Origin of the sequence: Aeromonas sp. A04 (assembly GCF_047780465.1) — a bacterium.
GTDB classification, from domain to species: Bacteria; Pseudomonadota; Gammaproteobacteria; order Enterobacterales; family Aeromonadaceae; genus Aeromonas; species Aeromonas bestiarum.
The window spans coordinates 115,912-129,009 of record NZ_JBLNHP010000005.1; the positions used below are offsets into that span (position 1 = coordinate 115,912).

Here is a 13,098-nt window from a genome sequence, read left to right on the forward strand (position 1 = left end):
CCGGCCAACTCCTTGCATTCCCATTCCTCGCCGTTCACGCACCATCACGATGTTCAGGAGAGCGCATGATCCGCACACTCATAGTCGATGACGAACCCTATGCCCGCGAGGAGCTGGCCCAGCACCTGGCAGGCGATCCCGATATCGAGATCCAGGGGCTGGCGGCCAACGCCATCGAGGCACTGCCCCTGATCCAGCGGCTCAAACCGGACGTGGTATTCCTCGATATCCAGATGCCCAAGCTGAGCGGCATGGAACTGGTGGCCATGCTCGATCCCCTGCCCCGCATCGTGTTTGTCACCGCCTTCGACGACTACGCCATTCAGGCATTCGAGGAGAACGCCTTCGACTACCTGCTCAAACCGGTGGAGCCGGCACGCCTCGCCAAGACGCTGGCTCGCCTCAAGCAGGATCTCACCCCGCAGCCCATCGCCTCGCTGGCGCCGGCCATCCGCCACATTCCCGGCTATCTGCACAACCGGGTGCGGCTGCTGCCCATCGAGCAGGTGGAGTACGCCTTCTCCGATCTCGGCGGGGTACACGTCGCCTGCCAGGGCGAGCTGTTTCACACCCAGCTCACCCTGAAATCATTGGAGGAGAAGACACCCCTGCTGCGCTGCCACCGCCAATATCTGGTGGCGCCGGGGGCCATCTTCGAGATCCAGCTGCTGGAAAACCAGCTGGCGGAGATAGTGACGCCAAGCGATGCCCGGTTGCCGGTCAGCCGCCGCTACCTCAAGGAGCTCAAAGACGAACTGGGGCTCGAATAACGGCGCGGGATTGTGCGCGGGATCACAGCCGGCGACCGCTCGGGTCGCCATGGCGCCGCTCACCACGTTTCACCTGCCCTCCGGGGACGCCCCCTCTAGACTCGCTACGCACACCATAAAATAACAATGATGGAGCGTAACAATGATCTGGTTCTTCCTCTGTGTCGGCTTGCTGATCGCCGGCTACTTTATCTACGGCAAGTTCATCGAGCGGATATTCGGCCCGAAACCCGAGCGCGCCACCCCCGCCATCACCATGGCTGACGGGGTGGACTATGTGCCCATGTCGGACAAGAAAGTCTACCTGGTACAACTGCTCAACATCGCCGGCGTCGGCCCCATCTTCGGCCCCATACTGGGTGCCCTCTACGGCCCGGTCGCCATGCTCTGGATCGTATTCGGCTGCATCTTCGCCGGCGCGGTACACGATTACTTCTCCGGCATGCTGTCGGTGCGCGCCAAGGGCGCCTCGGTGCCGACCGTGGTCGGCGAGCACCTGGGCACAGCCGCCAAACACTTCATGAACCTGTTCGCCGTGGTGCTCTTGATGCTGGTGGGCGTGGTGTTCGTGCTGAGCCCGGCGGGCCTCTTGGCCAACCTCACCTCCATCGATCTGGTCTACTGGATAGTGGCCATCTTTGCCTACTACATACTCGCCACCATAGTGCCCATCGACAAGATCATTGGCCGTTTCTACCCCATCTTCGGCGCCCTGCTGGTATTCATGTCGGTCGGCCTCATCATAGGGCTCATCGTCTCCGGCAAGGGCTTCTACAACACGGGGATGGATTTCTCCAACCTGCACCCGACCGAGTTGCCGCTCTGGCCGCTGCTGTTCATCACCATCGCCTGTGGCGCCGTGTCGGGTTTTCACGCCACCCAGTCCCCGCTGATGGCGCGCTGCATGCAAAACGAGAAGTCCGGCCGCTTCATCTTCTACGGCGCCATGATAGGTGAAGGGGTCATCGCCCTCATCTGGTGCACCCTGGGGCTCTCCTTCTACGACAGCACGGAAGCCCTCAACGCCACCATGGCCAACGGCGGGCCGGCGGCCGTGGTGCACGAAGTCTCCACCAGCCTGCTCGGCACGGTCGGCGGTATCCTCGCCATCCTCGGCGTGGTGATCCTGCCCATCACCTCCGGTGATACGGCGTTTCGCAGTGCCCGCCTGATCGTGGCCGACTTCCTGCACCTGACCCAGAAACCCATGGCCAAACGCCTGCTGATCGCCGTGCCCATGTTCATCCTCGGCTTCCTCATCTCCAAGGCGGAATTTGGCATCATCTGGCGCTATTTTGGCTGGGCCAACCAGACCACGGCCGTCATCATGCTATGGACTGCGGCGGCCTATCTGGCCAAAGAGGGCAAGCTGCACTGGGTCTGCACCATTCCCGCCATCTTCATGACAGCCGTGGTGTTCACCTATCTCGCCAACGCCCCCATAGGTTTCGGGCTGGAGATGGGTATCTCCACCATCATAGGCCTCACCTGCACCCTGGTGACGACGGTGGCCTTCCTGGTGAAATTCAGACCGGCACTGGTGAGCAGCACCAGCGAAAGCTAGTCTGCTCAAAAAATTGAAAAAGGGAGCCTCATCGGCTCCCTTTTCTCTGCTCATTTCACGCCAGTGATGCCATACTTCCCCCGTAAGTCCTTGTCATCGATACGACTTTTCGGACTGGTGACGAATGGCATACCATCATTTTTGACGACTTCAGGCTGACTTAAGCTCCGGTACAAGAATATCGCTTAAGATGCCGTGCTAAAAAACGATAAATGTGTGATTCCCAATTGCTTTATAGAAAATTGAACTCAATGATTGGTTGTACATCAAACCGCTGGAGACCCCCATGTTCCTTGATTATTTTGCCCTTGGCCTGCTCTTCTTCGTCGGGCTGGTCATGTTCTACGGGATCATAGTGATCCACGACATTCCTTATGAAATAGCCAAGCACCGCCAGCACCCCCATCAGGACGCCATTCACGTGGCGGGATGGGTCAGTCTGTTTACCCTGCACGTGCTCTGGCCCTTCCTCTGGATCTGGGCCACCCTCTATCGCCCCGAGCGGGGATGGGGCTTCAACCAGCGCCTGCAGCAGGATGAGGACGAGATACAACTGCTCAAGCAGGAACTCGCCGATCTCAAGACGCGCATCAATACCATCGAACAGACTGAACAACAGGGATAACTCATGGACCTGCTACTGATCCTGACCTACACGGCACTGTGCGTGGCCGTGTTCAAGATTTTCCGCATTCCTCTCAACAAATGGACAGTGCCCACGGCGGCGCTGGGCGGCGTGCTCATCATAGGTACCCTGATCATATTGATGAACTACAACCACCCTTACTCTGAGATGGCGCGCAACTACTATATCTCCACCCCGATAGTGCCGCTGGTGAAGGGTCGCGTGGTCGAGGTGCCGGTCAAGCCGAACCAGAAGGTGAAACAGGGGGATGTGCTGTTTCGTATCGAGGCAGACCCCTTCGAACAACAGGTTGCCAGCCTGCAGGCGCGGCTCCAGTCCAATCAGGATCACGTCAAATCCATCCAGGCCAGGCTGAGATCCGCCAGGCTGGATCTCGGCCGCTCCCAGGAGCTGGTGCGCCGTGGTGTCGGCAAGCAGCGGGATCTCGACGTGAGCCAGGCCAATGTCGACGATCTGGTCTCCCAGCTGGATCAGCAGCAAGCCCTGTTCAACGATGTGCAGGCCCAGCTGAAGAAGGCCCAGTATGACCTGGAGCAAACCGTGGTGCGCGCCCCCTCGGACGGCTTCGTGCTGCAACTGGCGCTGCGTCCCGGCATGATTGCCACCCCCTACCTCTACCGTCCCGTCATGACCTTCGTGCACCAGAGCGAGAACTACTATGTGGGCTGGTTCTGGCAAAACAGCATGCAGCGTCTGGCCATCGGCGATGAGGCCGAGGTGGTGATAGACGGCATCCCGGGCAAGATCTTCAAGGGAGAAGTGACCATAGTGGTGCCCGCCATCGCCGCCGGGAACGTGCAGGCCAACATGGGGCTGCTGGATCAGAGCACGGCCCAGCGCCCGGGCCGCCTGCCGGTCACCATCAAGATCACAGATCCCGAGTGGCCCAAGTATCAGGTGATCGCCGGTGCCAGCGGCCAGGCTGCCATCTATACCCAGCATTTCCACCACGTATCTGTGATGCGCAAAGTGCTGCTGCGCATGGCAAGCTGGATGAACTACGTCTTCCCCTTCCATTAATCAAGGCAAGAGTCCCTGCGGGCCGGCATCATGCCGGCCCGCTGTTTTTGTGGCCCCAAGATCCCTATAATGGCGCCATCCTGCACCACAGCCGTTCCCCATGTTCGTTCTCAGACCCTATCAAACCGACGCCGTCAATGCCGTGATCAGCCACTTTCGCCAGCACCCGGATCCCGCCGTGGTGGTGCTGCCCACTGGCGCCGGCAAGAGCCTGGTGATCGCCGAGCTGGCCCGCAAGGCCCGTGGCCGCGTGCTGGTGCTGGCTCACGTCAAGGAGCTGGTGGAGCAGAACCACGCCAAGTACGAGGCCTGGGATCTCAAGGCGGACATCTTCGCCGCCGGCCTTGCCCGCAAGGAAGCCAGCGCCCAGGTGGTGTTCGGTTCGGTGCAGTCGGTGGCGCGCAATCTGGACGCCTTCGACGGTGCCTTCTCGCTGCTCATCATAGACGAGTGTCATCGAGTGTCGCTTGAGGATGACAGCCAGTACCATCAGGTGATCGACCATCTCAAGGCCGCCAACCCGGCCCTCAAGATCCTCGGCCTCACCGCCACCCCGTACCGGCTGGGCCTTGGCTGGATTTACCGGCGCCACTACCACGGCATGGTCAAGAGCCACGGCGAACGGCTGTTCGGCGACTGCGTGTTCGAGCTGCACCTGCGCTTCATGGTCAAGAACGGCTACCTGACGCCGCCCCGTCTCGTCGATGCCCCCATAGTCCACTACGACTTCAGCAAGCTGGTGCCACGCGAAAACGGCCTGTTCAGCGAGGCGGATCTCAACGGCGAGCTCAAGCGCCAGCAGAGGGTCACCCCCCATATCCTGAGCCAGGTACTGGAGTACGCCGCCGATCGGCAAGGGGTGATGATCTTCGCCGCCACCGTCGAGCATGCCCGCGAAATTCACGGCCTGCTCGGCGCCAAAGGAGAGAAGGCAGCCCTGATCACGGGCGAGACGCCGGGGCCGGAGCGCGATGCCCTCATCCATGCCTTCAAGGCGCGAACGCTCAAGTTTCTGGTCAACGTGGCCGTGCTCACCACCGGCTTTGACGCCCCCCACGTGGATCTCATCGTCATGCTGCGTCCCACAGAGTCGGTCTCCCTCTATCAGCAGATCGTCGGCCGCGGCCTGCGCCTCTCGCCGGGCAAGTCCGATTGTCTGGTGCTCGACTATGCGGGCAACAACTTCAATCTGTTTGCTCCCGAGGTGGGGGAGCCCAGACCCCACGCTGGCACAGAGCCGGTGCAGGTGCCCTGCCCCGCCTGCGGCTTTGCCAACACCTTCTGGGGCAAGACCGACGAGGATGGCAAGGTGATCGAGCACTACGGTCGCCGCTGTCAGGGCTTGTTTGAAGATGACGAGGGCAACCGCGAGGAGTGCGACTATCGCTTTCGGTCAAAAATCTGCCCCGCCTGCGGCGCCGAAAACGACATCGCCGTCCGCCGCTGCCAGAGCTGCGATCAGCTGCTGGTGGATCCGGACGACAAACTCAAGGAGGCGCTCAATCTCAAGGATTGCATGGTGATCCGCTGCGCCGGCCTCACCCTGGCTGCGGGTCGTGGTAAACAAGGGGAACGGCTGGAGGTGACCTACCACGACGAGGATGGTCTCACCCTCAATGAGTACTTCGGATTTCACTCCCAGGGTGCGCGGCGCTTGTTTCAACAGGTCTTTGTGCGTCATCATTGGCCCGCTCCGGGTCTGGAACCCGAATTTGCCACCCTGGCGAGCGTGCTGGCGGCGCAAAGCCAGTTTCGCCACCCCGATTTCGTCATCGCCCGCAAATCGGGGCGGTTCTGGCAGATAAAAGAGAAGATTTTTGATTATGACGGCCGCTATCGCACCGCCAACGCCCCGGCGTGACGGCAACAGGCGGCCGGCATAATGGACTGCTTTACCACAGTCGATCCCGCATCGGTTGGTGAAACAAGGTTGAATTGTCAGGGCCGGCACCACTGCCGGGCCCCTTCGTCACGTTTAGAGGATGTTATGCAGCGGCTGTTGATTGGTTTTTGTGCTCTGTTTTCCATGGTGGCTCAGGCTGCCCCGCTGACCCCACCCAAGGGGGGCCAGTACGCCATCATAGTGCAGGGCAATGGCGGGGTGGAGTTTGCCCGCCACGCCGATGACATGATAGCGCCCGCCTCCACCATGAAGGTGCTGACCGCGCTCGCCGCCCGCCTCGAGCTCGGCGCCGACTTCCGCTTTGCCACCGACATCCAGGCCCAGCCTGGCGCCAAACAGGGTGACGCCATCAAGGGCGACATCTGGATCAACTTCGTCGGCGACCCCACTCTGTCACGGATGGATCTGCTGGCCCTGTTCAAGCAGCTCGGGGTCAACCGCATCCAGGGCAACGTCTACGTCAACACAGGCGCCTACAACGGCTATGAGCGCGGCAACGGCTGGTCGTGGGGGGATCAGACTCTCTGCTTCGCCGCCCCCGTCTCCTCCGTCATCATCGACAAAAACTGCGCCTATGGCACCATCACGGCCACCCAGATTGGCAAACCCGCCACCGGCAACGTGGCCACAGGCGTGCCCATCGGCATCGGCGCCGACAACGTGGAAGTGATGAGCTATGGCGACATGGCGCGCCAGTTCTGCGCGCTGGAAGTGGACATGGCCAAGGGCAACTTCTACGAGCTCAAGGGCTGCATCACCCCGAACAAGGAGCCGCAGGGTCTGCGTTTTGCCATTCACGACGTGGAAGCCTGGGGCTGGGACAACATTCGCTGGGCCATGGACAGAGCCGGCATCAAGCATGAGGGATTGCTGCGCGTGACCCACAAGGCACCGGAAGGGGCAGAGACCCTGGGCACCCACTATTCGGTCTCATTGCCCATCATGCTCTCCAAGATGCTCAAAAAGTCCGACAACCTCTACGCCGACACCTTCCTGAAGACGGTGGGCCGCCACTACTACAACAAGCCGGGCAGCTATCGCAGCGGCACCATGGCGGTGCGCGCCATCCTGACCAAGAACGGCATAGACTTGGGCAACGCCACCCTGGCCGATGGCTCGGGTCTCTCGGCCCACAACCTCATCAGTGCCCGCCAGATGCTGTCTGTGCTCACCTTCATCCAGAAAAACGACGCCGAACTCGGCTTCATCAAGCTGCTGCCCAGCGCTCAGGTGGATGGCACCCTGGCATGGCGGCGCAGCGTCACCGCCCCCATGATGAAAAACAAGGTGCACGCCAAGACAGGTACCATCACGGGCACCTCCAACCTGGCCGGCTTCATCGATACCGCCGGGGGGCAGCGCAAGGCCTTCGTAATGTTCCAGCGCGGCCTGTCGCAGGATCCCGCCACCCATGAACGCTACCGTGCCAGCAAGGCTGTCTGGCCCTGGACAGTGTTCGAAAAGGGCGTGCTGGAGAGTATCTACCAGCAACAACCCATCCAGATCATCGAGCAGTAATGTGGGGAGCCACGTTGCCAGCAAGGTGGCTTATCGGATATGGCGAACGGCCGTATCGACAATTTCCACTTTGACTAGCCACGAGGCGGGGCTATGCTGTGCCCTGCTTCATATCAACGGAGAGAGAACATGTTTGCAGTGATTTTTGGTCGTCCCGGTTGCCCCTATTGTGTCCGTGCCAAGCAGATCGCCGAGCAGCTGGTTGAGCAGCGTGACGATTTCAAATTCCGCTACGTGGACATCCACGCCGAAGGCATCACCAAGGAAGATCTGGCCAAGAGCGCCGGCAAGCCGGTCAACACAGTGCCGCAAATCTTCCTGGACGAGCAGCACATCGGTGGCTGCACCGATTTCGAAGCCTATGCCAAAGAGAACCTGGGTCTCTACCAGTAAGCTCCCTAGCATGGAAAAAAGGCGCCTGATGGCGCCTTTTTTTATGGTGCAAACCGCCGCTCAGCCCGCGGTCGGGGTGAAGCGGCTCACCACCTGGCCCTGATGCTCGATCCACTCCATGAACATGGCCACAGGGCGGGCATAAACGGCTCCATCCTGCTCGGATTGATAGATCACCAGCTGCTCCTGGGTTTCGGTGTGCAGGGCCAGGGTGAGCACCTGATAATAGCCTCCCTTGAAGTGGCGATAACGGCCGGGCGCGGGTGCGTGCATGGAGATACCTCGACAGATGATGAAAATGGGCCCGGCGACGATGTGCCAAGGCCCCGCAAGGGGGACAGGCCAGGATTTTTTACGCAAGCCAATCGTGCCATTGGATGCGAATATTTCAACACAGTCGGGTAGCTTTGTTAATCAGCCCCTCATCTTTCACTGGTGAACCTCGGTTCACACAAACGATCGTGCTGAATTTAACGTTTCAGCAACCCTGTTTTAGGGCTAAAAATCAGGGAATTCTACTAAAAAGAAGATTGTTCTAGCATTCAATTCTGTGAAGAATAGGGGAAAAGAAATTTGATACTAAAAATCGCCTTTTTCGCCAACGCGTCCCCACGGGGAAGGAAGCACACTCACCATGTTCACTATCGACAAGTCGCACAAGCTCGACGATGTCTGCTATGACATCCGCGGCCCGGTGCATAAAGAAGCTCGCCGTCTCGAAGACGAAGGCCACCGCATCATCAAGCTCAACATCGGCAACCCGGCCCCGTTCGGTTTCGATGCGCCGGAAGAGATCATCAAGGACGTGATCCTCAACATGCCGCTGAGCCAGGGCTACTGCGACTCCAAGGGGCTCTTCTCGGCCCGCAAGGCGGTGATGCAGTACTACCAGCAAAAAGGAATGCGCAAGGTCGATATCGACGACATCTACATCGGCAATGGCGCCAGCGAACTTATCGTGATGGCCATGCAGGCGCTGCTCAACAACGGCGACGAGATGCTGGTGCCCTCCCCCGACTATCCGCTGTGGACCGCAGCCGTCACCCTCTCCGGTGGCCATGCGGTGCACTACCGCTGCGACGAAGGGGCCGACTGGTATCCAGACCTGGACGACATCCGCGCCCGCATCACACCGCGCACCCGCGGCCTGGTGCTGATCAACCCCAACAACCCGACCGGCGCCGTCTACGGCAGCGAGTTCCTGCTGGAGGTGATCGAGATAGCCCGCCAGCACAACCTCATCATCTTCGCCGACGAGATCTACGACAAGATCCTCTACGACGACATCTCCCACACCAGCGTCTGCACCCTGTGCGACGATGTGATGGTGGTGACCTTCAACGGCCTCTCCAAGGCCTACCGCGCCTGTGGTTTCCGCCAGGGCTGGATGGTCATCACCGGGCCCAAGGGACGCGCCAAGGGGTACATCGAGGGGCTGGAGATGCTGGCCTCCATGCGACTGTGTGCCAACGTGCCGATGCAGCACGCCATCCAGACCGCGCTCGGTGGCTACCAGAGCATCAACGAGCTGATCCTGCCGGGTGGTCGCCTGCGCAAGCAGCGGGACAAGGCATGGGAGCTCCTGAACGAGATCCCCGGCGTCTCCTGCGTCAAGCCCAAGGGGGCGCTCTACATGTTCCCGCGCCTGGATCCCAAGGTGTACGACATTCGCGACGACCAGAAGATGGTGTTCGACCTGCTGCAGCAAGAGAAACTGCTGCTGGTGCAGGGCACAGGCTTCAACTGGCCGGCGCCGGATCACTTCCGGCTGGTGTTCCTGCCCCGTGAAGAGGAGCTGGAAGAGGCCATCGGTCGTCTCGCCCGCTTCCTCAAGGGCTACAAACAGTAAGCACGGCTCATGAAAAAGGCTCCCTCGGGAGCCTTTTTGTTATCTGTCGTTTGCAGCTGAATCATCAGCCGTGCAACAAAGTGCCAGCCACCAGCACCGCCATGGTGATGAGGGCCACCCCGACGATGAAGGGCAGCACCCAGCGCACGAAGCGATCGTAGGGGATCCCGGCCAGCGCCAGCCCCGCCACCAGATGGGCGGCGGTGGGAGCGAACAGGTTGATCCAGCCGGAGGCGGATTGATAGGCGGTGATCACCAGATCCCGGGAGATGCCGGAGAAGTCCGCCAGTGGCCCCATCAGCGGCATGGAAACGGTCGCCAGCCCCGAGGTGGAGGGAATAAAAAAGCTCAGGATGATGTGCACCAGATAGGCCATCAGGATGAAGACCGACGAGGAGAGGCCGGTCACCAGCCCCTCGGCCCAGTGCAAGATGGTGTCTATGATGACGCCATGCTCCATCACCACATAGATGCCGCGCGCCACCGCCACCACCAGCGCCACGCCGATGAGATCCCGCGCCCCGCTCAGGAAGGTCGCGACGTAGTTGGACTCAGGCATGCGGTTGATCAGCGCGATCAGGATGGAGGCGCTGAAGAACAGGGTGGAGAGCTCGTCAAACCACCAGCCCAGGGTTGGCAGAAAATCGATACCCAGATCAGACCAGGGCACCACCGCATAGATCATCAGCAGGAAGGTGCCGAAGAACACCAGCATGGTGAGCTTCTGCTTGCCAGTGAAGGCCGAGTCGCTGCGCTTCATCTGGGAGAATTCGTCGTCATAGGTGATGTCGGCCAGCACGGAGCGGGACTTGTCCTGCTGCACCTGCTTGGCATAACGCATCACGAACCAAGAGGCGAAGATCACCAGCAGCAGCCACTGGATGACCCGCAGGCCTATCCCCTCGCCGATGGGAATGCCGGCAAAACCGGAGGCGATGCCGGTGGCAAAGGGGTTAACGGTGGAGGCGAGCACACCGACGCCGGAGCCAAGCAGGATGATCCCCGCCGCCACCATGCGATCGAAACCCGCCGCCATCATGACAGGCACGATCAGCGCCCAGAAGGCCACCGTCTCCTCCGCCATGCCGAAGGTGGAGCCACCGAGGGCAAACAGGGCGATCAGCACGGGGATAAGCAGCCGCTCGCGGCCGGCGAAGGCGCGCACGATTGCCCCCACCCCGGCATCGAGCGCCCCGCTCTGCATGGTCACCGCCAGAAAGCCGCCTATGATGAGCACGAACAGCGCCACGTCGGCCGCCTTGTGGAAGCCCTGGATGGGGGCCTTGAGCACCTCGAACACCCCCTGCGGGTGGGAGGGCAGCTCGGTGTAGCTGCCGGGCACAGGCAGCAATCGCTCGTCGCCGCTGTAGTCGGCCACGGCCGCCGCCGCGACAGGCTGCTGGGTCTTGGCCGTCACATAGTTGTATTTGCCCGCCGGCAGCACCCAGGTGAGGGCCGCCATCAGGGCGATGATGATGAAAAGCAGGGTATAGACAGTGGGGAGTTGGCGCTTCTTGGGCGCCTCGTTTGGAGTGGTCATAGCTTCCGTTCCTCGGCAATGCCGTCTGTGATCCGATCAGCGCAAGACTAGCGGGTTTGATATGGGAAAAAGGTGATCGCGGATAATAAAATTCCGCAACTTAGCGGAGTTTTTGATAAAAAAACAGGGCCCCGCGGGGCCCTGTTTTCACTTGAGTCAGGATCAGAGCTCGACCACGTCGAATTTCACGTCCGGGTTCACATCCGCCTCGTAATCCACCTCAGCCAGACCGAAACCGAACAGGCGCAGGAACTCCTGCTTGTAGCCGGTGTAGTCGGTCAACTCGGAGAGGTTCTCGGTAGTGATGGAAGGCCAGAGATCGCGGCAGGTCTGCTGCACGTCTTCACGCAGTTCCCAGTCGTCCATGCGGATGCGGGCCTGCTCGTCCAGCGCCAGCTCCTCGCCATAGAGGCGGGTGCGCATCATGCGATAGACCTGCTCCATGCAACCTTCGTGAATCCCCTTCTCCTTCATGATCTTGAAGGCCATGGAGATGTAGAGCGGCATCACAGGAATGGCAGAAGAGGCCTGGGTCACCACGGATTTGAGCACGGCCACGTGAGCGGTGCCGCCCTTGGCAGCCAAATCGCCACGGATGGCGGTGGCGGCGCGGTCCAGATCTTCCTTGGCGCGGCCCAGGGTGCCATGCCAGTAGATGGGCCAGGTCAGGTCGGTGCCGATATAGGAGTAAGCCACGGACTTGGCGCCGTCAGCCAGCACGCCCGCATCACGCAGGGCAGCCATCCACAGTTCCCAATCCTGGCCGCCCATGACGGTGATGGTGTTCTGGATCTCTTCCTCGTTCGCCGGCTCGACGGTGGCTGTGATGATCTGATCCTTGTTGGTATCGATGGCGGTGGTGGTGTAGGTCTCGCCGATGGGTTTCAGGGCAGAGCGCACCACTTCACCTGTCTCCGGCATCTTACGTACCGGCGAGGCCAGGGAGTAGACCACCAGATCGATCTGGCCCAGATCGGCCTTGATGAGCTCGATGACCTTGGCGCGGCACTCGTTGGAGAAGGCATCGCCGTTGACGCTTTTCGCATACAGACCCGCCTCTTTGGCAGCCTTGTCGAAGGCGGCTGAGTTGTACCAGCCCGCAGTCGCCGTCTTGGTTTCGCTGCCGGCTTTCTCGAAGAAGACGCCTATGGTGGCAGCGCCGCTACCGAAGGCAGTGGCAATCCGGGAAGCCAGACCATAACCGGTGGAAGCGCCGATCACCAGCACCCGCTTGGGGCCATTGGCAATCATGCCCTGCTCCTGGGTGTAAGCGATCTGGCGACGAACATTGGCCTCACAGCCAACCGGGTGAGTGGTGGTGCAGATAAAGCCGCGAACCTTGGGTTTGATAATCATATGGGGGTCTCGGATCCGTTAAATGGATGAAATCGGGGCATAAGATACCTCATCTTGCCGCCCTAGGGTGCTCTGATGTGTTGAACTGCGGGGAAAACGAACAGATTCACGGTATCCGCACCGTCAAAACCGGGCCGGCGCCAGGGGAATGACGGTTGGAAAAGCCTGGGCATGAGGCCGGTGCTGGCCGCACACCCGAGTATGGCCCCCCCGGGGGCAGCCAGAATAAATAAAATAAAAACAGATAATTACCCCCATATCTGCGCGATTGGCCAAATATTCTGTACTAGTATTCAGCCGGTCGACTATTGTCACGAGAAGTCTCACAAGGGTCTCAACGAGGAGTTCCACCATGTTTTGGAAACGTGCAAACGACAATGAGAAACGTGAGCAAGAGGCTGCACTGGCGGAACTGGGCGCCTTCGAGCATGCCATTCAGTCCCGGGTGCCCTATTGTAGCCCGCCGCGAAAAATGAAAAATCTGTCTGCCTAAAACGAAAAACCGTGCCCTTGGTACTTTTATCAAACTTGGTGGCACA

Annotated in this window: 12 protein-coding genes; 9 read left to right on the top strand and 3 right to left on the bottom strand. The window is 60.3% G+C overall.

Annotated features, from left to right (window positions below):
- Positions 1 to 65: 65 nt before the first annotated feature.
- The 7 genes from btsR to ACM3N8_RS16205 all read left to right on the top strand — a co-directional run bounded on the left by btsR (position 66) and on the right by ACM3N8_RS16205 (position 7,814).
- Entirely contained in the window at positions 66 to 770 is a 705-nt protein-coding gene (gene btsR / locus ACM3N8_RS16175) for a two-component system response regulator BtsR (RefSeq protein WP_416016337.1), read from the top strand.
- A gap of 142 nt (positions 771 to 912) precedes the next feature.
- On the top strand, positions 913 to 2,334 hold the full coding sequence (locus tag ACM3N8_RS16180) for a carbon starvation protein A (RefSeq protein ID WP_043141243.1): 1,422 nt from the start codon (positions 913 to 915) through the stop codon (positions 2,332 to 2,334).
- A gap of 286 nt (positions 2,335 to 2,620) precedes the next feature.
- Positions 2,621 to 2,959 (top strand): DUF3302 domain-containing protein, encoded by a 339-nt coding sequence (locus ACM3N8_RS16185; protein ID WP_042869880.1) that lies wholly within the window; start codon positions 2,621 to 2,623, stop codon positions 2,957 to 2,959.
- A gap of 3 nt (positions 2,960 to 2,962) precedes the next feature.
- Entirely contained in the window at positions 2,963 to 4,000 is a 1,038-nt protein-coding gene (locus ACM3N8_RS16190) for an HlyD family secretion protein (RefSeq protein WP_416016338.1), read from the top strand.
- A 100-nt stretch (positions 4,001 to 4,100) separates the two neighbouring features.
- Positions 4,101 to 5,861, top strand: coding sequence for a DEAD/DEAH box helicase (locus ACM3N8_RS16195; RefSeq protein WP_416016339.1), 1,761 nt, complete (start codon positions 4,101 to 4,103; stop codon positions 5,859 to 5,861).
- Between the two features lie 126 nt (positions 5,862 to 5,987).
- Positions 5,988 to 7,421, top strand: a complete 1,434-nt coding sequence (gene dacB, locus ACM3N8_RS16200) for a D-alanyl-D-alanine carboxypeptidase/D-alanyl-D-alanine-endopeptidase (RefSeq protein WP_416016340.1) — start codon at positions 5,988 to 5,990, stop codon at positions 7,419 to 7,421.
- Positions 7,422 to 7,550: 129 nt separating this feature from the next.
- Positions 7,551 to 7,814: a GrxA family glutaredoxin gene (locus tag ACM3N8_RS16205; RefSeq protein WP_010633640.1), complete on the top strand. Its 264-nt coding sequence runs from the start codon at positions 7,551 to 7,553 to the stop codon at positions 7,812 to 7,814.
- A gap of 60 nt (positions 7,815 to 7,874) precedes the next feature.
- Here ACM3N8_RS16205 and ACM3N8_RS16210 read toward each other — a convergent pair whose 3' ends face one another.
- Positions 7,875 to 8,087 carry a DUF1653 domain-containing protein gene (locus ACM3N8_RS16210; protein ID WP_043556427.1) on the bottom strand — a complete coding sequence of 71 codons (213 nt, stop codon included), beginning with the start codon at positions 8,085 to 8,087 and terminating at the stop codon, positions 7,875 to 7,877.
- A 361-nt stretch (positions 8,088 to 8,448) separates the two neighbouring features.
- On the opposite strand from ACM3N8_RS16210, the gene ACM3N8_RS16215 reads away from it, so the two are divergent.
- Positions 8,449 to 9,663, top strand: a complete 1,215-nt coding sequence (locus ACM3N8_RS16215) for a pyridoxal phosphate-dependent aminotransferase (RefSeq protein ID WP_005314784.1) — start codon at positions 8,449 to 8,451, stop codon at positions 9,661 to 9,663.
- A gap of 64 nt (positions 9,664 to 9,727) precedes the next feature.
- Here the strand turns inward: ACM3N8_RS16215 and ACM3N8_RS16220 are convergent, their stop codons facing one another.
- Together ACM3N8_RS16220 and fabV are read right to left on the bottom strand one after the other, a co-directional pair.
- Positions 9,728 to 11,203 carry a YfcC family protein gene (locus tag ACM3N8_RS16220; protein ID WP_416016341.1) on the bottom strand — a complete coding sequence of 492 codons (1,476 nt, stop codon included), beginning with the start codon at positions 11,201 to 11,203 and terminating at the stop codon, positions 9,728 to 9,730.
- 162 nt (positions 11,204 to 11,365) lie between these two features.
- The gene (gene fabV / locus ACM3N8_RS16225; protein ID WP_005314774.1) at positions 11,366 to 12,559 is read right to left on the bottom strand and encodes an enoyl-ACP reductase FabV; all 1,194 of its coding nucleotides are present in this window, start codon (positions 12,557 to 12,559) and stop codon (positions 11,366 to 11,368) included.
- Between the two features lie 352 nt (positions 12,560 to 12,911).
- Here fabV and ACM3N8_RS16230 point away from each other — a divergent pair, with 352 nt between their 5' ends.
- A complete protein-coding gene (locus ACM3N8_RS16230) occupies positions 12,912 to 13,052 on the top strand; it encodes a hypothetical protein (protein WP_172955322.1) in 141 nt (46 codons plus the stop codon).
- The last annotated feature ends 46 nt before the right edge of the window (positions 13,053 to 13,098 follow it).